The organism is Sodalis sp. RH14, from assembly GCF_047324285.1.
Lineage (GTDB): Bacteria > Pseudomonadota > Gammaproteobacteria > Enterobacterales > Enterobacteriaceae > Acerihabitans.
In genome coordinates, this window is sequence record NZ_CP178739.1 from 932,431 (window position 1) to 953,690 (window position 21,260).

Consider the following 21,260-nt stretch of genomic DNA (forward strand, 5'->3'; position numbering starts at 1 on the left):
TGTGCAAATGCACGATTTTATAGCGGCTATACCCGGGATTTATTTGTCATATGTTCAGTATAATGTGATAAAGGTCACCCTTCATTCGCGGCAGAATCCACGCCAAAAAATAACGTGACGACCGTCGTGCTTTCACGTGCTCATGTCCAAAAAATCGGTTATTTTAGGCTTAATTGTTGTGCTTATGCACAGTGCCATTTTTCACGATGGTTTTTATACTATGCAGGTCAGTTAAATAAGACACCAACCGGCCTACCGGTGAAATAAAAAGACTCTTACGAGAAAATATTAACTCACGATAAAAAAGCGCAACGCAAAAAATAGTGTGGTAATGATTTTTTGTGTTCCCGAAGTTTATCGCCTGATTAGAGCGTATTCAATGAGCACGACACCTCTGGTTTCAAGTAGAACAAAAACACATGTCCGTTATGTGATTTTATTAATTATCTTCCTGGTCACCGCGGTTAACTACGCCGATCGGGCAACCCTGTCCATTGCCGGTTCCGATGTCGCCAAGACGCTGGGGCTGGACGCCGGGCAAATGGGGCAGATATTCGCCGCGTTTGGCTGGGCCTACCTTATTATGCAAATTCCCGGCGGCTGGCTGCTGGACCGTTTCGGGTCCAAACGCGTTTATACCTACAGCCTGTTTTTCTGGTCGCTGTTTACGCTGCTGCAGGGATTCGTCGGCTTTTTCCCGGTGGCTTACGCGGCGATGACGCTGTTTATCCTGCGGTTTATGCTGGGTTTCTCCGAGGCGCCGTCTTTCCCGGCCAATGCGCGCATCGTCGCCGCCTGGTTCCCCACCATTGAACGCGGCACCGCGTCGGCGATTTTTAACTCGGCGCAGTATTTCGCCCTGGCGATATTTTCTCCTATCCTGGGCTGGCTGACCTATGCCTGGGGATGGGAACATGTCTTCACCGTCATGGGCGTGCTGGGTTTCATCATGACGATGGTGTGGATCAAATATATTCAAAACCCGAATAAACACCCCCGCGTTTCGCAGCAGGAGCTGGATTACATCGCCGCCGGCGGCGCCATGGTCGATATGGACACGCCGAGAGACGGTAAAAAAGACGGCCCGCGCTGGGATTATGTCAAACAGATGCTGACCAACCGCATGATGCTCGGCGTATTTTTCGGCCAGTATTTCATCAACAGTATTACTTGGTTCTTCCTGACCTGGTTCCCGATTTACCTGGTGCAGGATAAGGGCATGTCCATCCTGAAAGTGGGCCTGATTGCCTCGATCCCGGCGTTGTTCGGTTTTGCCGGCGGCGTCCTGGGCGGCGTGGTTTCCGATATTCTGATCAAGCGCGGCCACTCGCTGACCGTGGCACGTAAGATACCGATCGTCGTGGGCATGCTGCTGGCCACCAGCATTATCCTGTGCAACTACACCAACAATACGGTCATCGTGGTGGCGCTGATGGCGCTGGCGTTCTTCGGCAAAGGCTTCGGCGCCCTGGGCTGGCCGGTGATTTCCGATACTGCGCCGAAAGAAGTGATCGGCCTGTGCGGCGGCATATTCAATGTGTTCGGCAACGTGGCTTCCATCGTTACGCCGCTGGCTATCGGTTATATGGTCAAGGAATTGCATTCATTCAACGCCGCGCTGATCTTTGTCGGCTGTTCCGCCCTGGCGGCCATGCTGTGCTACCTGGTGGTGGTCGGCGAAATCAAGCGACTGGTGCTGGTTAAATCCTGATATCGCGGGCCCGGCGTTTTGGGGCCCGCTACTTTCTGTTTCATTGCATAGAGGTAAATTATGAACACTCCACTACTGCCTAACCGTTTTCGCCAGGGGTTACTTCAGGGGGAAACCCAGATTGGGTGCTGGTGCGCGCTGGCAAATCCCATTACCACGGAAGTGTTGGGCCTGGCGGGATTCGACTGGCTGGTACTGGACGGTGAGCACGCACCTAATGACGTCGGCACGTTTGTTCCGCAGTTGATGGCGCTTAAGGGCAGCCACAGCGCGCCGGTGGTGCGTCCGCCAACCAATGAGCCGGTGATTATCAAACGCCTGCTGGATATTGGTTTTTATAATTTCCTGATCCCGTTTGTCGAAACCGAAGAGCAGGCCCTGCGCGCGGTATCCTCCACCCGGTATCCACCCGCCGGCATCCGCGGCGTGTCGGTTTCCCATCGTTCCAATATGTTTGGCACCGTGCCGGACTATAACGCCACCATCAATGACAATATCACCGTGCTGGTGCAGATCGAAAGCCAGGAAGGCGTGGACAATATCGACGCCATCGCCGCTGTGGACGGCGTCGACGGTATCTTTGTCGGCCCGGGCGATTTGTCCGCGGCGCTGGGTTACCTGGGACAGCCGGGCCATGAAGCGGTGCAAAGCGTCATCCGCCATATTTTTGCCCGCGCCAAGGCCCATGGCAAGCCGAGCGGCATCCTGGCGCCGGTGGAAGCCGACGCCCGCCGTTATCTGGAGTGGGGCGCCACCTTCGTTGCGGTCGGCAGCGATCTCGGCGTATTCCGCGGCGGCACCCAGGCGCTGGCCGACAAATTTAAAAAATAACTGACATGGCGCGTCTGACGCGCCCTACACTTTTTATAGCAAGCGTTAAGAGGTAATAGTAATGAAAATTGGATTTATTGGCTTGGGCATCATGGGAAAACCAATGAGCAAAAACCTGCTGAAAGCGGGTTACTCATTAGTGGTACTGGATCGCAATACCGAAGCGGTAGCGGAAGTGGTTGCGGCCGGAGCCACCTCAGCCGACACGGCGAAGGCCGTGGCCGAACAAACCGATATCATTATCACCATGCTGCCGAACTCTCCGCATGTTAAAGAAGTGGTGCTGGGTGAAAACGGCGTGGTAGAAGGCGCCAAAGCCGGTACCCTGGTCATTGATATGAGCTCCATCGCGCCGTTGGCCAGCCGCGAAATCGCCGCCGCCCTGGCGGAAAAAGGCATCGACATGCTTGATGCCCCGGTCAGCGGCGGCGAGCCCAAAGCCATCGAAGGCACCCTGTCCGTGATGGTCGGCGGTGATAAGGCTTTATTCGACAAGAGCTTTGAACTGCTGAAGGCCATGGCGGCTTCCGTGGTGCATACCGGTGATATCGGCGCCGGTAACGTCACTAAACTGGCCAACCAGGTGATCGTGGCGCTGAATATCGCCGCCATGTCGGAAGCGCTGGTGCTGGCAACCAAGGCCGGCGTCGACCCGGAAAAAGTATTCCAGGCCATTCGCGGCGGACTGGCGGGCAGCACGGTGCTGGAAGCCAAGGCGCCGATGGTATTGGATCGCAACTTCAAGCCGGGTTTCCGCATTGACTTGCATATCAAGGATCTGGCCAATGCCCTGGATACGTCGCATGGCGTCGGCGCGCAACTGCCGTTAACCGCGGTGGTAATGGAAATGATGCAGGCCCTGAAGCAAGACGATTTGGGCAATGCGGATCACAGCGCCCTGGCTTGTTATTATGAAAAATTGGCCAAGATTGAAGTTAAGCGGCAATAAATTGGTCGGGCGCCGGACCGGCGCCCTGCGAGGCGGCAAAATAGCTATTTTGCCGGCTTCAGCTCAACAGGCGCAGGTAGTCTATGAAGATAGTAATCGCACCGGATTCTTACAAAGAAAGTTTGTCTGCCTTGGAGGTCGCAACGCAGATCGAACAGGGATTTCGTGACGTGTTTCCCGATGCCCATTACGTCAAATTGCCGGTGGCGGATGGCGGTGAGGGCACCGTGGAGGCCATGGTGGCGGCCACCGGGGGAGAAATCGTCAAGGTCAGGGTCACCGGCCCCCTTGGCGACCAGGTGGACGGCTTTTTCGGCCTGTCCGGCGATAAACAAACCGCGTTTATCGAAATGGCCGCCGCCAGCGGGCTGGAATTGGTGCGCGCCTGCGACCGCAATCCGCTGTTAACCACCTCTTTCGGCACCGGCGAGCTGATCCGCTGCGCACTGGATCACGGCGTTAAACATTGCATTATCGGCATCGGCGGCAGCGCCACCAACGACGGCGGCGCCGGCATGGTGCAGGCGCTGGGCGGCGGGCTGCTCGACGCGCAGGGTCAACAGATCGGTTACGGCGGCGGCGAGCTGGATAAGCTGGCGCGTATCGATATTACCCATCTGGATCCGCGCATCAGGGAATGCCGTTTCGAGGTGGCCTGCGACGTCACCAATCCCCTGACCGGCGATGAGGGCGCCACGGCGATATTCGGCCCGCAGAAAGGCGCGACGCCTGCCATGATCCGGCAACTTGACGCCTCGCTTGGGCATTATGCCGCCATTATCAAACGCGATTTGGATAAAGATGTCGAACATATCCCCGGCGCGGGCGCGGCCGGCGGCATGGGCGCCGGTTTACAGGCGTTTTGCGGCGCGGAGCTGCGCAAAGGTATCGAAATCGTTACCGAGGCGCTGGGACTGGATGCCCTGGTCAGGGACGCTACCCTGGTGATCACCGGGGAAGGGCGCATCGACAGCCAGACCATCCACGGTAAAGTGCCGATTGGGGTGGCGCTGGTCGCCAAACGCTATAACAAGCCGGTGATCGGCATCGCCGGCAGCCTGACCGCCGACGTGGGGGTGGTGCATCAGCACGGCCTGGACGCGGTGTTCAGCGTGTTATATGAAATCTGCACGCTGGAGGACGCGCTGGAAAACGCCGCCGCCAATGTGCGCATGACCGCGCGCAATATCGCGGCTACCATCAAGCTGGCCCGCGAGATGGCCTGATTTACAAGACGCCGGCTAAACGCCGGGGTAAAGGGTGGCGCAGCTTCACGGCGGCCACTCTTTTTTTTTGCGCGGCCTGGCCGGCGGTGCCTAAGCCGTAAGAAAAGGCGCGGACGCCAGGGTGACATTTTCAATTTCATCCAGCATTTCCAGCCACTCCGGCTCCAGCGCCGCCAGCGGCGCGCCCGCGCGCAGTTGGCGTTCGATATCGGCGCAGAGCCGCCTGAGCCTGGGCACGCCGCTGTAGCTGCAACTGCCGTGCAGTTTGTGCACCAGCTCACCGATATGCGGGTCCTCGACGCCGTTTACCACGGCGGTCACCCGTTGTTTTACCTCGATTAAAAAGCTGACCAGCATCCCCAGCAGGTCTTGGGCCAAATCCGGTTTGTCGGCGGCCTGGCGCAGCGCCAACTGCCAATCCAGGGTGGCGTCCTGATTGTCCTGCTCCGCGGTCGCGTCCGCCGTTTGCGCGTGCGGCGAGCGGCGTACCTCTTCGGCGCCATAACGCGCCAGCAGCCGCTGCAATCTGTTTTCGTCGATGGGTTTGGCCAGGTAATCATCCATGCCGGCCTCAAGCAGTTTTTCCCGCTCATTGCCCAGCGTATGGGCGGTAACCGCCACGATGGGCGTTTGCGCGTGGCGCGGCAACTGCCGCATCAGCTCGGCCGCGCGCAGGCCGTCAATTTCCGGCATCTGGATATCCATCAGGATCAGATCCAGCGGATGCCCGTCGGCGTAGGCCAGCGCTTCGCGGGCGTTTTGGCATAAAATGGTGTGTTCCACCTGCTCTTGCAGCAGCGCGCCGATAAGCTTCAGGTTGGCCGGATTGTCATCCACCGCCATGACGGTCAGCGGCAGGCGCGCGGCGCGGGGCGGCGTGACTTGGCTTACCACGGGCCGCGGCCGCGCGCGCAGCAAGGGTAAAAACCGGTTGGCGGAGACCGGCTTCGCCAGGCAGGCACAGGCGCCCATGCGTTTGATCTGCTCAGCCTCCACCATGGCGGGGCTGGGCAAGGCCAGGATCACGCAGCCGGCAATCCCGGCGGCTTCAGTCAGCTCGCGCTTGATATCGATTAACGAGAGGCGCTGCGTCACCGGTTTGCCGATAAGCAAAATATCATAGTGCCCCGCCGGCAGTTGCGTCAGCGTCGGACTGAAACTGACCGTCAGCGGCGTGGCGCGCAGCATATCCAGCGTCGCCTGGGCGGCGGCGGGGTTGGCTTCGACAAACGCCAGGCTTTTATCGCGCAGATGGGCATAATCCGGCGCGCCGTCGGCCCCGCTCAACTGCAGGGGGATATGAAACCAAAAGGACGAGCCGCGGTCGACCTGGCTGTGGAAATTGATATCGCCGCCCATTTCCTTGATCAGTTTCTGGGTAATCACCAGCCCCAGGCCGGTGCCGCCGTGGCGGCGGGTAATGCTGGCGTCCGCCTGGCGAAACGCCTGGAACAGCTGCGACTGCTGACGTTCGGCGATGCCGATCCCGGTATCGTGGATCTGCACCTCCAGCTCCATTTGATGATTCCCGGTGCCGTGTTTTTCAATGCGGATATCGATATTGCCCTGTTCGGTAAACTTGATGGCGTTGCCCAACAGGTTGGTAATGACCTGCTGCAGGCGCAGGGGATCGCCCACCACGCCGTCCGGCACATCCTGCTGCACGTTCAGAGTAATCTCCAGTCCCTTCTCATGGGCGGTCTGCGCCAGCAGGACAATCACCTCATCCAGGGTGGCGCGCAGCGCGAACGGAATGGCCTCCAGCAGCAGCTTGCCGGCTTCCAGTTTGGAAAAATCCAGCACATCGTTAATAATGCTAAGCAGGTTATTGCCCGAACGTTCTATGGTCTGCAGGTAATCCCGCTGCGTCGGCGACAGCGGCGTTTTTAACGTCTGCCGGGTAAAACCGATGACGCCGTTAAGCGGGGTGCGCAGTTCGTGGGACATATTGGCCAGGAATTCCGATTTGATGCGCACCGCCTCCTGGGCGCGTTTTTTAGCCAGATCCAGCTCGACGTTCTGGATCTCCATCTGCTCCAGGGTTTCGCGCAGGTCCGAGGTGGCCTGATCGATATTCTGCTGCATTTCCTCATGATATGCCGTCAGCGACATGGCCATTGAGTTGATGCCGTTTTTCAGCATATCCAGCTCACCGAGCATATACCCCTCCACCCGGCTGTCGAGCTGGCCGCGCCGGATGCGATCGACCGTGCTGACCATATTGCGGATGGGGCCGGTAACATCGCGCATCAGGCGATAGGCGAACAGCATGGCGATACACAGACACAGCAGCAGCAGCAGCGTCGAGACAAAGGCTTCTTTATATTGCTGCAACCGTACCGAATCCAGGTCCAGCTCAATGGTAATATAGCCCAGCGGCGCGATGCGGGCGTCGGCCTGGTTTGCCGGGTCGGGCAAATCATCCTCCGACCAGATGGGCGCGCGCATGATAAGCGTACCGCCCAGGCGCGCCAGGGTCAGTTCGCCGGGCGGCGGACTGCCCGGCGGCAACTGCTGTTGGTTGATATTCTGGTGGTAGTTGGAGGTGGCGAAAAGTTTATTATTGGCATCGAACACGCTTATCGAGCGTACAATATCGGAGTGATGGCGATGCAGCAGGTTGACGAGATGGCGCACCGAGTCGCGGTCATGAAGGGTCATGCCGTAGACGGTTGATACCGCCAGCGGTTCGATAATGCTCGTGCCGGCAGCCACCAACTGATTCTGCAATTCGTTATAACGATGAACGACAAAAAATGCGCTTAGCAGCAAACCGATCAATAACGTCGGCGCCAGAATCAGTATCATCATCCGCGCGCGCAAGCTGTATTTGGTCATAGCGTTCCAATATGGGAGAATGATAACCCGGCTATTCAGGAAACCTGTAACAAGCAATTATGGCGCAATTCTACTCTGCAAACCGTCGCGTGGCGACACAGCAAACCCTGACCGTGACCTGTGACGATCTGGATGGTTTCGGCCAGGGCGTGGCGCGCCACCAGGGGAAAACGATTTTTATCCCCGGTCTGTTGCCGGGTGAGCAGGCCGAGGTGCGCATCACCGAGGACAAACGCCAGTTTAGCCGGGGCCGGGTGACCAAAAGGTTAAACGACAGCCCGGAGCGGGTCGCGCCGCGCTGCCCGCATTTCGGCGTTTGCGGCGGATGCCAGCAGCAGCACATCAGCCAGGCGTTGCAACAGCAAAGCAAGGCCGCCACGCTGCGCACGCTGCTGACGCGGGAAATCGGCGCGATTCCGGGCGCTATCATTTGCGTGGGCGCGGACGCCTACGGCTACCGGCGGCGCGCGCGCCTGGGGCTGGAATACCGCCAAAAGTCCCGCTCCCTGGCCATGGGCTATCGCCAGGCGAAGTCCAGTGATGTGGTGGACATTACCCATTGCCCCATCCTGATCCCGGGCCTGGAGCAACTGCTGGCGCCGTTGAAAGCGGCGCTGGCGCAGCTAAAGGCGGCCAGGCGCCTGGGGCATGTGGAACTGGTGATGGCGGACAACGGGCCGCTGGTGGTGTTGCGCCATCTTGATGTGCTTGACGACGGCGACCGGCGGCGGCTGCTGGACTTCGCCGCGCGCCATCAGGTGATGATGTGGCTGGCAGCGGACAGCGAGTCGCTGGAATGCCTGCATGGCGAGCCGCCGATATACCACATTGACGATTTGCGTCTACAGTTCAGCCCAAGGGATTTCATTCAGGTCAACGCCGAGGTTAACCGCCGCATGGTGGCGCTGGCGCTGGAATGGCTGGCGCCCGGGGCGGATGAGCGGGTGCTGGATTTGTTCTGCGGCATGGGCAACTTTACCCTGCCGCTGGCCAAACGCTGCGCCGAGGTTATCGGCGTGGAAGGGGTTGCGGCGCTAGTGGCGAATGGGCAATATAATGCACAACAGAATTTATTGAATAACGTCACCTTCTTTCATGACAATCTGGAAGAGGACGTGACCACACGGCCCTGGGCCAACCGGGGATTTGATAAAATATTGCTCGACCCGGCACGTGCCGGCGCCCTGGGCGTCATGTCCCATATTGCCGCCTGGGCGCCCCGGCGTATCGTCTATGTGTCTTGTAACCCCACAACACTTGCGCGGGATAGCACTGTGTTGATGGCGTCGGGGTATGTCCCGGCGCGCGTGGCTATGCTGGATATGTTTCCGCATAGCGGACATCTTGAATCGATGACGTTGTTTGTAAAAGATGCCGGCGTCTGTGCAAAGTAGGGAGTGGATATGGTTGCGGTAAGAAGTGCGCATTTGAATACAGCGGGCGAGTTTGTCCCCGAAGACTGGGTTGCCAGTCTGGGTCTTTCCAACCCGCAGTCAAGTGAGCGGCTGGCCGAAACCTGGCGTTATTGCGAGCAGCAATGTAAAGAGCACCCCGAGGCGGCGCTGATCCTCTGGCGCGGCATCGAGATGGTGGAGATCCTGTCCATGCTCAGCATGGACAGCGACAGCCTGTGCGCGGCGCTGCTGTTCCCCCTTGCCGACAGCGAGGTGGTCGAAGAATCGGTGCTCGAGACGCAGTTCGGCAAGAAAATCGTCGATCTGGTGCACGGCGTGCGCGATATGGACGCCATCCGCCAGTTAAAAGCCACCACTAACGACTCCATGGCGCCGGAGCAGGTGGATAACGTCCGGCGCATGCTGCTGGCCATCGTCGAAGATTTCCGCTGCGTGGTCATCAAGCTTGCCGAGCGTATCGCCCATTTGCGCGAACTGAAGGACGCCCCTGAGGACGAGCGGGTGCTGGCGGCGAAAGAAAGTTCCAATATCTACGCGCCGCTGGCAAACCGGCTGGGGATCGGCCAGCTCAAGTGGGAACTGGAGGATTTCTGCTTCCGTTACCTGCATCCGGACGAGTACAAGCGCATTGCGCAGCTGCTGCATGAGCGGCGCATCGATCGTGAGCAGTATATCGATGATTTTGTCGCCTCGCTGCGCGATGCGATGAAAGAGGAAGGGCTGAAAGCGGATATCTACGGGCGGCCCAAGCATATCTACAGCATCTGGCGCAAGATGCAGAAAAAATCGCTGGAGTTCGACGAGCTGTTTGACGTGCGCGCCGTGCGGGTGGTGGTGGAGCGGCTGCAGGATTGTTATGCCGCGCTCGGCATCGTCCATACGCATTTTCGCCATTTGCCCGATGAGTTCGACGATTACGTCGCCAACCCCAAACCCAACGGCTACCAGTCCATTCACACCGTGGTGCTGGGGCCGCGCGGCAAAACGTTGGAAATCCAGATCCGTACCCGACAGATGCATGAAGACGCCGAACTGGGCGTGGCGGCGCACTGGAAGTACAAGGAAGGCGCCACCGCCACCGGCGGCGTGCGCTCCGGTTACGAAGAACGCATCGCCTGGCTGCGCAAGCTGCTGGCCTGGCAGGAAGAAATGGCGGATTCGGGGGAAATCCTCGACGAAGTGCGCAGCCAGGTGTTCGACGATCGGGTCTATGTCTTTACCCCGAAAGGCGACGTGATCGATTTGCCCGCCGGCTCCACGCCGCTGGATTTCGCCTACCATATCCACAGCGATGTCGGACACCGCTGCATCGGCGCCAAGATAAGCGGGCGCATCGTGCCCTTTACCTACCAGCTGCGCATGGGCGACCAGGTGGAGATCATCACCCAGAAGCAGCCGAACCCCAGCCGCGACTGGCTGAATCCCAACCTGGGATATGTCACCACCAGCCGCGGGCGCTCGAAGATCCATAACTGGTTCCGTAAACAGGACCGGGACAAGAATATCCTGGCCGGCCGCCAGCTGCTGGACGATGAACTGGAGCATTTGGGCCTGAGCATCAAGGAAGCCGAAAAGCTGCTGCTGCCGCGCTATAACGTCAATACCCTCGACGAGCTGCTGGCGTCCATCGGCGGCGGCGACGTGCGCATCAACCAGATGATTAACTTCCTGCAGGGCAAGCTGAACAAGCCCAGCCCGGAAGAGCAGGATCGCGCGGCGCTCAAGCAACTGACGCAAAAGCCGTCCGCGGTGCCGCGCTCGAAGGATAACGGCCGGGTGGTGGTGGAAGGGGTCGGCAACCTGATGCACCATATCGCCCGCTGCTGCCAGCCGATCCCCGGCGATGAGATTACCGGTTTCATTACCCGCGGCCGCGGCATCTCCATTCACCGCGCGGACTGCGAGCAATTGGCGGATTTACAGGCCAACGCCCCCGAACGCATTGTCGACGCCGTCTGGGGCGAGAGTTATTCCAGCGGCTACTCGCTGGTGGTGCGGGTGGTGGCCAACGATCGCAGCGGCCTGCTGCGCGATATCACCACTATCCTGGCCAATGAAAAGGTCAACGTGCTGGGCGTGGCCAGCCGCAGCGACATCAAACAGCAGCTGGCGACCATCGATATGGATATTGAAATCTATAACCTGCAGGTACTTGGCCGGGTATTGTCCAAACTTAATCAACTGCCGGACGTGATCGACGCGCGCCGGCTGCACGGAGAATAATATGACCGCGAACGCCATCGATGCCTCGGCCGCCGCCCAGGCCAGGTTGCTGGCCATCATGACCCGCCTGCGCGACCCGCGCACGGGCTGTCCGTGGGACAAGCGCCAGACGTTCGACACCATCGTCCCCTACACCCTGGAGGAGACCTACGAGGTGCTGGACGCCATTGCCCGGCGCGATTATGACGATTTGCGCGACGAATTGGGCGATTTGCTGTTCCAGGTGGTGTTTTACGCTGAAATAGCGCGCGAGCAGGGACTGTTCGATTTTGCCGGCGTCTGCGACGCCATCAGCGATAAACTCGAGCGCCGCCATCCGCATATTTTTGCCCGGCAGCCCGGCGAGGACGGCGCGGCGCCTCCCGGCCAGTGGGAACAGCTCAAGGCGCGGGAACGGGCGGAAAAAGAACGCCTGTCGCCGCTCGACGATATTCCCGACGCCCTGCCGGCGTTGATGAAGGCGCAGAAAATCCAGCAGCGCTGCGCCACGGTGGGTTTTGACTGGACCACGCTCGGCCCGGTGGTGGACAAGGTCTACGAAGAAATCAACGAGGTGATGCACGAAGCCCGCCAGGCGGTGGTGGATGAAGATAAGCTTGAGGAAGAACTAGGCGATCTGCTGTTCGCCACCGTCAACCTGACCCGCCATTTGGGCAAGAAAGCGGAAACCGCTTTGCAAAAAGCCAACCGTAAATTCGAGCGCCGGTTTCGCCAGGTGGAAGAGATTATCCAGGCCCAGGGGCAAACCCTGCCCCAGGCCAGTCTCGAGCAGATGGAAGCCGCCTGGCGGCAAATAAAAAAACGGGAAATCGCCGGGTAAACTCATCATTGCCGCTATGTTAACGATAACGCCGTTTTCGTAGCTAATATACTATAAAATAAGGTATTTATGGCAAGCGGTCATCGACTGGGCCCGCTGATGCGGCCGTTATGCCGCCTGCGCGATTTGCAAAACGAACGTTTGTGGCCGATTCGCGCTTCAGGTATACTGTTTTCCCGTCTTGGTTATTCCGTCTTTACACCTAAATTCTCAGGTTCAGCATGACAACAAATTATATTTTTGTAACCGGCGGGGTCGTTTCCTCATTGGGTAAAGGCATTGCCGCGGCCTCCCTGGCGGCTATTCTCGAAGCCCGGGGACTCAACGTTACCATCATGAAGCTGGACCCCTACATCAATGTGGATCCGGGCACCATGAGCCCTATCCAGCACGGCGAAGTGTTTGTCACCGAGGACGGAGCGGAAACCGATCTGGATCTGGGTCACTACGAGCGCTTTATCCGCACCAAAATGTCGCGTCGTAATAATTTCACCACCGGCCGCATATACTCCGACGTGCTGCGCAAAGAGCGCCGTGGCGATTATCTCGGCGCTACCATCCAGGTCATTCCGCATATCACCAACAACATCAAGGAACGCATCCTTGAAGGCGGCGAAGGCCACGACGTGGTGCTGGTGGAAATCGGCGGCACCGTGGGCGATATCGAATCCCTGCCGTTCCTCGAGGCCATCCGCCAGATGGCGGTGGACGTGGGCCGCGAACACACCATCTACATGCACCTTACCCTGGTGCCCTATATGGCCGCGTCGGGCGAGGTGAAAACCAAGCCGACCCAACATTCGGTCAAGGAACTGCTTTCCATCGGCATCCAGCCGGACGTGCTGATTTGCCGCTCCGATCGCTCGGTGCCCAACAACGAGCGGGCTAAAATCGCTTTATTCTGCAATGTGCCGGAAAAAGCGGTAATTTCCCTGAAAGATGTTGATTCCATTTATAAAATCCCGGCTCTCTTGAAATCCCAAGGCCTGGACGATTATATTTGTAAACGATTCAGCCTGAACTGTCCCGAGGCTAACCTGTCTGAATGGGAACAGGTGGTGTACGAGGAAGCCAATCCGGGCGGCGAAGTCACCATCGGCATGGTCGGTAAATATGTCGAACTGCCGGACGCGTATAAATCGGTTATCGAGGCGCTGAAGCACGCCGGGCTGAAAAACCGCCTGACGGTGAATATCAAGCTTATCGATTCGCAGGATGTGGAAACCCGCGGCGTGGAGATCCTGAAAAACCTCGATGCCATCCTGATTCCCGGCGGTTTCGGTTATCGCGGCGTCGAAGGCAAGATCCTGACCGCGCAGTACGCGCGTGAAAAGAAAATTCCCTACCTGGGCATCTGCCTGGGGTTGCAGGTGGCGTTAATCGAATTTGCCCGGCACGTGGCGGGCATGGAAAACGCAAACTCCACCGAATTTGTGCCAGACTGTAAGTATCCGGTGGTCGCGTTGATTACCGAGTGGCGCGACGAAAACGGCGTCGTGGAAACGCGCACCGAGCAAAGCGATCTGGGCGGCACCATGCGCCTGGGCAGCCAGGCTTGCCAGTTAACCGACGGCAGCCTGGTGCGCAGCATGTACGGCGAGCAGACCATCGTCGAGCGTCACCGCCACCGCTATGAAGTCAACAATATGCTGTTAAAGCCGATCGAAGCCGCCGGCCTGCGCGTTGCGGGGCTGTCGGGGGATAACCGCCTGGTGGAGATTATTGAATACCCGGATCATCCGTGGTTCGTGGCGTGCCAGTTCCATCCCGAGTTTACCTCGACGCCCCGTGACGGCCATCCGTTGTTCACCGGCTTCGTCAAGGCGGCCGGCGAGTACCAGAAGCGTCAGCTGAAATAAATTTGAACAGGCGGGCGGCGCGCGGTCAGGGTATCGCGGGCGGGTCGTCAGGAATTTTGTTTTAACTTGTACTGAGGAAATACTAAATGTCCAAAATTGTTAAAGTCATCGGCCGTGAAATCATCGATTCACGCGGCAATCCGACTGTAGAAGCAGAAGTGCATCTGGAAGGTGGTTTTGTAGGTTTGGCCGCTGCGCCGTCAGGTGCTTCCACCGGTTCGCGCGAAGCGCTTGAACTGCGTGACGGCGACAAATCGCGTTTTCTGGGTAAAGGCGTGACCAAGGCGGTTGCCGCGGTTAACGGTCCCATCGCTGAAGCGGTGCTGGGCAAAGACGCGAAAGACCAGGCCAATATCGACAAGATCATGATCGATCTGGACGGCACGGAAAACAAATCCAAATTTGGCGCCAACGCCATCCTGGCCGTTTCCCTGGCCGCAGCGAAAGCCGCCGCCGCGTCCAAAGGCATGCCTTTGTACGAACACATCGCTGAACTGAACGGCACCGCCGGCAAGTTCTCCATGCCGTTGCCGATGATGAACATCATCAACGGCGGCGAACATGCCGACAACAACGTCGACATCCAGGAATTCATGATCCAGCCGGTTGGCGCTAAAACCGTCAAGGAAGCGATTCGCATGGGTTCTGAAGTGTTCCATAACCTGGCGAAAGTGCTGAAGGCCAAGGGCCTGAATACCGCCGTTGGCGACGAAGGCGGCTACGCGCCGAACCTGGAATCCAACTCCGCCGCCCTGGCCGCCATCAAGGAAGCCGTGGAAAAAGCCGGTTATGTGCTGGGTAAAGATATCACCCTGGCCATGGACTGCGCCGCGTCTGAATTCTACAGCAAGGAAACCGGTAAATACGAACTGAAAGGCGAAGGCAAATCCTTCACCTCCGAAGAGTTCACCCACTACCTGGAAGGCCTGACCAAGACCTACCCGATCGTCTCCATCGAAGATGGCCTGGACGAATCGGATTGGGACGGCTTTGCCTACCAGACCAAAGTGCTGGGCGACAAAATCCAGCTGGTCGGTGATGACCTGTTCGTGACCAATACCAAGATCCTGAAAGAAGGTATCGATAAAGGCATCGCCAACTCCATCCTGATCAAATTCAACCAGATCGGTTCGTTGACCGAAACCCTGGCGGCGATCAAAATGGCGAAAGATGCCGGTTACACCACCATCATCTCTCACCGTTCCGGCGAAACCGAAGACGCCACCATTGCCGATCTGGCCGTGGGCACCGCCGCGGGTCAAATCAAGACCGGTTCCATGAGCCGTTCCGACCGCGTTGCCAAGTACAACCAGCTGATTCGCATCGAAGAAGCCCTGGGCGCACGCGCACCGTTCAACGGTCTGAAAGAAGTGAAAGGCCAGGCATAATTGCCCATTCCCGACTCAGTGCGTCGTTTGCCGGCATGCTGACAGGAAATGCGGATGATGTTTTTATCACTTTTCGCATCTTCAAAAGCCCCATCGTAAAGATGGGGCTTTTTCTTGTCGTTTAATAGGGATTCAGCCGAAATCCACATCTAGCGCCTGATAGACGGCATAGTATGTGTCAGTAGTTAGCCATAATAAAAGAATGACATGGTAACCGCTTTTATTCCATGGCAGTGGAATAAGCATGTTATCTCTTGGTTTTAATGCCGCCGCGTGCTGCCAGTAGGGGGTTTGCGGGTTCAGCATTTCCCAGAACGGCACCGGTTCAAACTGGTCGCGAGAATAAGGCCATCGTTGCGACCAATCATCCTTGGTGATAAACGCCCGATAGCCCCTGGTGGCGCGCAGGACGTAATATAACCATTCTACATATAATTCCTGACCGCGGTTTACCCTGATCCTGGGCCAGGTAAAGGGAATGCCTAAATAGAAAGTCATATCCTGGTCGTCCAAAGACACCAGGCCCCGCCTATCCTGGTGACCACCGCTAAGGATGTAAAAGTCAGAGGGTGGCGTTGAGCTTTCTACATCATCCTGAAATGGTTGGCGAACAGGCCCCGGGAACCGGTCGGGAAAATTTTTTCCCCCGGTTATGGCTTCGGCAAACCAGACTTCAAGATATCCCTGATTGGCAAGAAACTGGGCACGTGAGGGTGGGACCGTCAAGCGGCCAAGGCGGGCCCCATAATCAACGTTTGATTCGCCGGAACATAGCGGGCACTCGGCGCGCTGGATTTTATCTCGCTGACAATGGGCATAGGGTGGGTTAAAGAGACGATGGCCATTACCGATATGATTCACCCTATAAAAACATTTAATATTTGAATTTTTTTTAGGTGGGTCAACTGTTTTTGCTTTATGGTACATAAGCGTCTCCAGATTTACTCGCAACGGAAAATCTTATTATTAGTGTAAGCGTCAGCGAAATGAATGATCTTTACATTAAGTTGAAAAATCTGATAGCACAAATTTCTATAGTTATCTGTATAATTAATTTACTTTTATATGTATGATTTAACCCGGTAATTGTTTTTAAATTGCAGGGCTTATTTCCATGTTAATATACAGTGTTTGAATCAATATCAATATCGAAAGCCTGATAAACGGCATCTTCAAAATCAGCTATAAGCCATAATAAGACGATGACATGATGCCCTCTTTTATTGAAGGGAATGGGAATTGAATGATGCGTTCTTGGTTGTAACTGCGCCGGGAACTGCCAAAAGGGGAACTCTTGGTTAATATTCTCCCAAAACGGACGCAGCTCCAACTGAGCTCGCGTAATACGGGCATTGGGATTCCAGTCGTCGCGGGTAATAAACGCCCGATAGCCTCTGGTGAGCCGTCGCCTATCGTAAAGCCATTCTATGTTTAATATCTGACCGGCGCTCAACCGTATCCTGGGCCATTGACGAATAGCGAACAAGGTGAAGATGGCGATTTGATTATCGGTAAAATTAACTGCACTAATCTCCCCACTTTGGCCGCCACTGAGAATAAAGCCATCCTCGGGCGGAGTTGCACTCCAGACATCATCCTGGAAAGGCCAAAAAACAGCTCCGCCATTGAGATCTGGGAAATTTTTTCCGCCGGTTGCTGTATTGACTTGCAGGGGGCTAAGCCTGCCTAAATCGACCAGGGTTTGCGCACGCGAAGCCGGAGTAACGATAGGCAAGGGTGGCACTGGCGTATCGTCGACGGTCGAGTTTATACAACAGCCTCTGTTGTTATAGCGAATATTATTGGACTGATCCCAATAAGGTGATAAAGAATAACCATCGCGCCAGTTACAACTGTTGCGATAGTCCCTTGAGTAATTGTCGTTAGGATTAACTTTCGATAAATGATCTTTAAGGGTATAATTTTTATTCATGATTTACTCCTGATAAAGCGGAACCGGTATAAATATATGTTGTTTTGATATTTAAGAATTTTGCTGCCAGTTTAAATATCATCGAATAGGCAGTGAACAAAATCTTTTAAAAATATGGGATATAACAGGGTCAATGAGCAAAAGTTCCGGCCCAGCTATAGGCAGATATGTCCGCAGCTGGACCTTTGTTCCAGTAATGGATAACCTAACCGAAATCGACGTCAAACGCCTGATAGATAGCAATAGGCTGATTGGCTACCAGCCAGAGTAAAATAATGACATGATGACCCCTTTTGTTAAAGGGGAGCACTAAAGGCAACGTTATTCGAGGTTGTAAATCGCCTAGGTGCTCCTGCCAGGGAACTCCCTGATTGAGCGTATTGAAGAACGGAACGGGCTCCAGCTGATTACGCGCAATGCGAACTCTGGAATCCCAATTATCACGTGTGATAAACGCGCGATACCCCCTGGTGACTCTGGGTATGGTGTTCACCCACTGAATGGTCAAGGATTGCGCCGGGTTAACCCGTAATCTGGGCCATTGGTTGAAATTGCCGCCAGTCAGGACACGTAATTCCTCATCTGTGGCATTGGCGATATCGCGTGCGTCCCCATTACCGCCGCTGACGATCCGTCCATCAGGCGGGGGATTTGAACTTTCTATATCTGTGTGGAAAGGGAAAAGTACCGGGCCGGCAAATAAGTCAGGGAAATTTTTGCCCCCGGTCATTTCATCAACCAGGAACGGTGGTAAATACCCATTATTGAGCATAATCACCGCGCGCGAAGCCGGTGATACCACGCGACCGCTTTGCGGATCGATTGGCTCGTAAAAAGGGTAGGGAGGAGGATAGCCATAATTCTGCCGGTAATCTCCACCCTGACAGTGATCAGGCCGGTAGGGAAGTTGATTATTGTCTATATAACTCATGATGGGTTCCTTGTTATCAGGTAATTGGGGGAAAATGTAATAAGCCGGTTACATTAGCCAAAATCAACATCAAATGCCTGATAAAAGGCAAAGGGTTGATCGGCAACGAGCCAAAGCAATAGGATGACGTGATGGCCTCGTTTGTTAAAAGGTAACGGCATATCAAATGTTAAACGTGGCGGTAGACTACCCTGATGAGCAAACCAGGGGCTCGCCTGATTTATTTCATCAAAGAATGGGGCGGGTTCAATCTGCGCTCGCGTTAAGCGAACATTTTGCACCCAGTTATCTCTGGTAATAAAAGCACGGTAACCACGAGTAATTCGAGGGGCATCTATCAGCCATTGGATGCGCAATACCTCAGCGGGATTTACCCGCAGTCTTGGCCATTCCGTAAACTGAGGGCGAAAATTAGCAAATTCCGCATCGGTGAAATTAATTCTACCGCGCTGATCAAGATGACCGCCACTAAGTATAAAATTATCCGGGGGAGGCGTTGCGCTTTCAACATCCTCCTGAAACGGAAAGGGTACTTGCCCACCAAATAAGTTGGGAAAATTTTTGCCACCGGTGGTTTGATTTACCGTAAAGAATTCCAAGCCGTTCACATTCAGAAGAATTTGGGCGCGTGAAGCCGGCGACACTACGCGACCGGTTAGCGGGTCGAGCGGCTGGTAAAAAGGGTAGGGCTCCGGATAAATACCGCCACAGGGCGGTTTGACGGGATAAGGATGAGGCGGCTGTTGCGGACAGTCAGGGCGGTAATTTTCAACCGAATTGTGATCGGCGTTGCGATAGGCATCAGGGCGATTGGGATCTTGATTATAATCTATATGGCTCATAGTTAACTCCTGAAATGAAAAGTAATATATTTAGAAATAGTAGGGCCGTACCATTTTCAAAATTATTACACGGTCATTGTGATTGACGGTTCATGATTAATATGTGATTGCAATCATGAATGTTTTTTGTTGCCAAATGCCTTTTATGCTTGATAACCCTCTCGGCTCAACATTGGAATGAGCGTAAATAACGTTAATCCCGCGCCCGGTTGATATAGACGGCGGCAGGACATAATTTCGTTGCGCATTTAATTTGATTAATATCCACATCAAAGGCCTGATAAAAGCCATTATCAATATCCATACGCGGTCGGTTTGGGATTATAGCCTGTATAATTAATTGCAGAGTTGCTGCGATCCTGGTGCTGATCTGATTGGTAATATTAATATGCCGCCGCAGCGCCATCGGCCAGCGGCGGAGTGTTTATTTGGCTTAACCTATATCCACATCAAAACCCTGATAGAATCCGTTCGGCGAATCGGCAGTTACCCACACCATGACAATAATGTGATGACCTCTTTTGTTAAGTGGTATCGGGGCGCTATGAAAAACCCGCGGGATCAACTGGTCACGAAAATTATTGAAGGGAACCAGCGGACTGATATCCTCATAGAAGGGTCTTGATTCGAGCTGCTCGCGGGTAATACGCTGATTGGGGTTCCAGCCGTCACGGGTGATAAACCAGCGATAGCCCCGGGTGACATGCGCCTGTTGATAAAACCATTCCACATTAAATCGCTGGCCCGGCGCTACCCGTAGCCTGGGCCAGCCGGCAAACCGGGGCGCCAGTTGGTTTAGCTCGGCATCGGTAAAATTGACCCTATTACGGTTACCGGTCCTGCCGCCGCTGATGATAAAGCCATCAGGCGGCGGCGCGGCGCCCCAGGCATCGGTTTGAAACGGTGGGGGAGGTGTTCCGCCTGTGGTGGCGGGAAAGTTTTTGCCCCCTTCCATTTCATTGGCTTCCCAGGCCGCCAACAAACCCTCATTGACCAGAAACTGGGCGCGTGATGGCGGGTTTATCACGCGTCCGTGGCGCGCCTCGACTTCCCGGTAATAGTTTTTATCAATGTAGCTGTAACAGTTATCGCGCGGGAAATCCTGCTGGCAAAGCGGAGGCGGATAGTCATGACAGCCGCTTCCTCCCCGGTGAGGGACGTGGCCGCCGTGCCCATAATGATGGGGATCCCGGTAACCGTCCTCATTCCGAGGGTAATTGGCGTAGTCATTCTCATGCTCGCGTTGATCAGGATAATTATCTGGTCTTTCGTTATCATAAGTGCCCATATCTGGCTCCTGTTAGGTCTCAAAAAGAAAAGCGGAATGGCATCCGCGGACTTACCTCTGATACAGGGCAGTATCGTTGAACGCGCGCGAGCGGGGTGTGATGACGCCGGGGAATGGTTTTTATTGCCAGTTGCCTTTTGTGGGGGTAACGCGGCAGTGAGGCAACATTAGGTATTGTGCCGCCGGCAAGAGAAATTTGGTCTGCTTCAGCTAAAATGTAATAATCACCGCCCTTATAGCTAGGCAATTAATCGAGAACATCATGCAGTACCCGCTTAACGAGATTTTCCAGACGCTTCAGGGCGAAGGCTATTTTACCGGCGTGCCGGCGATATTTATCCGCCTGCAGGGTTGCCCTGTGGGCTGCAGCTGGTGCGATACCAAACATACCTGGGAAATGGACCCGCTTCGGGAGGCCCCTCTGGGGGACATTACGTTAAAAACCGCCGACAGCGACCGCTGGGCCACGGTTACGCCGGAGGAACTGCTGGCGATGATTGAACAACAGGGCTATACCGCGCGGCATGTGGTGATTACCGGCGGCGAGCCGTGCATCCACGACCTGTATACGCTGACGCAGGTGCTGGAACAGCAGGGGTTCAGCTGCCAGATTGAAACCAGCGGTACCCACGAGGTGCGTTGCACCAGCCAGACCTGGGTAACGGTGTCGCCTAAAGTGGGCATGCGCGGCGGTATGGCGATTCTGCCCCAGGCGCTGGAACGCGCTGATGAGATTAAACATCCGGTGGCGCGGGAGCGGGATATCGAACAGCTTGATGCGCTGCTGGCCACACTTGAAGACGATAAACCGCGTATTATCGCCCTGCAGCCTGTCAGCCGGCAGGACGCCGCCACGAAATTGTGCATCGCCACCTGCATCGCCCGCAACTGGCGCCTGTCCATGCAAACCCACAAATACCTGAATATCGCCTGATCCGGCGAAACGACAGGCCCGGGCCGGCACCGCCGGGGGCTAAGCCGTTATCCGGCGCGCCGCCGATAGCGC

At 55.9% G+C, this 21,260-nt stretch carries 16 protein-coding genes; 10 read left to right on the forward strand and 6 right to left on the reverse strand.

Annotated features, from left to right (window positions below; genetic code table 11):
- The first annotated feature begins 379 nt into the window (after positions 1–379).
- From ACL2XQ_RS04070 to ACL2XQ_RS04085, 4 genes are all read left to right on the forward strand, one after another.
- A complete protein-coding gene (locus ACL2XQ_RS04070) occupies positions 380–1,711 on the forward strand; it encodes an MFS transporter (protein WP_410016363.1) in 1,332 nt (443 codons plus the stop codon).
- A 60-nt stretch (positions 1,712–1,771) separates the two neighbouring features.
- The gene (garL, locus tag ACL2XQ_RS04075) at positions 1,772–2,542 is read left to right on the forward strand and encodes a 2-dehydro-3-deoxyglucarate aldolase (RefSeq protein ID WP_410016362.1); all 771 of its coding nucleotides are present in this window, start codon (positions 1,772–1,774) and stop codon (positions 2,540–2,542) included.
- A 55-nt stretch (positions 2,543–2,597) separates the two neighbouring features.
- A complete protein-coding gene (garR, locus tag ACL2XQ_RS04080; RefSeq protein WP_410016615.1) occupies positions 2,598–3,491 on the forward strand; it encodes a 2-hydroxy-3-oxopropionate reductase in 894 nt (297 codons plus the stop codon).
- Between the two features lie 83 nt (positions 3,492–3,574).
- Positions 3,575–4,717, forward strand: coding sequence for a glycerate kinase (locus ACL2XQ_RS04085; protein WP_410016361.1), 1,143 nt, complete (start codon positions 3,575–3,577; stop codon positions 4,715–4,717).
- A 90-nt stretch (positions 4,718–4,807) separates the two neighbouring features.
- Here ACL2XQ_RS04085 and barA read toward each other — a convergent pair whose 3' ends face one another.
- On the reverse strand, positions 4,808–7,555 hold the full coding sequence (barA, locus tag ACL2XQ_RS04090; protein WP_413740082.1) for a two-component sensor histidine kinase BarA: 2,748 nt from the start codon (positions 7,553–7,555) through the stop codon (positions 4,808–4,810).
- 59 nt (positions 7,556–7,614) lie between these two features.
- On the opposite strand from barA, the gene rlmD reads away from it, so the two are divergent.
- The 5 genes from rlmD to eno all read left to right on the forward strand — a co-directional run bounded on the left by rlmD (position 7,615) and on the right by eno (position 15,260).
- Entirely contained in the window at positions 7,615–8,949 is a 1,335-nt protein-coding gene (rlmD, locus tag ACL2XQ_RS04095; RefSeq protein WP_413740083.1) for a 23S rRNA (uracil(1939)-C(5))-methyltransferase RlmD, read from the forward strand.
- 9 nt (positions 8,950–8,958) lie between these two features.
- Positions 8,959–11,193, forward strand: coding sequence for a GTP diphosphokinase (relA, locus tag ACL2XQ_RS04100; RefSeq protein WP_410016358.1), 2,235 nt, complete (start codon positions 8,959–8,961; stop codon positions 11,191–11,193).
- Position 11,194: 1 nt separating this feature from the next.
- Positions 11,195–12,013 carry a nucleoside triphosphate pyrophosphohydrolase gene (gene mazG / locus ACL2XQ_RS04105; protein ID WP_410016357.1) on the forward strand — a complete coding sequence of 273 codons (819 nt, stop codon included), beginning with the start codon at positions 11,195–11,197 and terminating at the stop codon, positions 12,011–12,013.
- 221 nt (positions 12,014–12,234) lie between these two features.
- Complete coding sequence (gene pyrG, locus ACL2XQ_RS04110) at positions 12,235–13,872, forward strand: glutamine hydrolyzing CTP synthase (protein ID WP_410016356.1); 1,638 nt, start codon at positions 12,235–12,237, stop codon at positions 13,870–13,872.
- A gap of 86 nt (positions 13,873–13,958) precedes the next feature.
- Positions 13,959–15,260, forward strand: a complete 1,302-nt coding sequence (gene eno / locus ACL2XQ_RS04115) for a phosphopyruvate hydratase (RefSeq protein ID WP_410016355.1) — start codon at positions 13,959–13,961, stop codon at positions 15,258–15,260.
- Between the two features lie 132 nt (positions 15,261–15,392).
- Here eno and ACL2XQ_RS04120 read toward each other — a convergent pair whose 3' ends face one another.
- The 5 genes from ACL2XQ_RS04120 to ACL2XQ_RS04140 all read right to left on the reverse strand — a co-directional run bounded on the left by ACL2XQ_RS04120 (position 15,393) and on the right by ACL2XQ_RS04140 (position 20,254).
- A complete protein-coding gene (locus ACL2XQ_RS04120) occupies positions 15,393–16,187 on the reverse strand; it encodes a lytic polysaccharide monooxygenase (protein WP_410016354.1) in 795 nt (264 codons plus the stop codon).
- Between the two features lie 190 nt (positions 16,188–16,377).
- On the reverse strand, positions 16,378–17,193 hold the full coding sequence (locus tag ACL2XQ_RS04125; protein ID WP_410016353.1) for a lytic polysaccharide monooxygenase: 816 nt from the start codon (positions 17,191–17,193) through the stop codon (positions 16,378–16,380).
- Between the two features lie 205 nt (positions 17,194–17,398).
- Positions 17,399–18,124, reverse strand: a complete 726-nt coding sequence (locus ACL2XQ_RS04130) for a lytic polysaccharide monooxygenase auxiliary activity family 9 protein (RefSeq protein WP_413740084.1) — start codon at positions 18,122–18,124, stop codon at positions 17,399–17,401.
- Positions 18,125–18,177: 53 nt separating this feature from the next.
- Positions 18,178–18,966 carry a lytic polysaccharide monooxygenase auxiliary activity family 9 protein gene (locus tag ACL2XQ_RS04135; RefSeq protein ID WP_413722167.1) on the reverse strand — a complete coding sequence of 263 codons (789 nt, stop codon included), beginning with the start codon at positions 18,964–18,966 and terminating at the stop codon, positions 18,178–18,180.
- A 433-nt stretch (positions 18,967–19,399) separates the two neighbouring features.
- Positions 19,400–20,254 carry a lytic polysaccharide monooxygenase auxiliary activity family 9 protein gene (locus ACL2XQ_RS04140; protein WP_413722168.1) on the reverse strand — a complete coding sequence of 285 codons (855 nt, stop codon included), beginning with the start codon at positions 20,252–20,254 and terminating at the stop codon, positions 19,400–19,402.
- Between the two features lie 262 nt (positions 20,255–20,516).
- On the opposite strand from ACL2XQ_RS04140, the gene queE reads away from it, so the two are divergent.
- Entirely contained in the window at positions 20,517–21,188 is a 672-nt protein-coding gene (gene queE / locus ACL2XQ_RS04145) for a 7-carboxy-7-deazaguanine synthase QueE (protein WP_410016349.1), read from the forward strand.
- Positions 21,189–21,260: the final 72 nt, after the last annotated feature.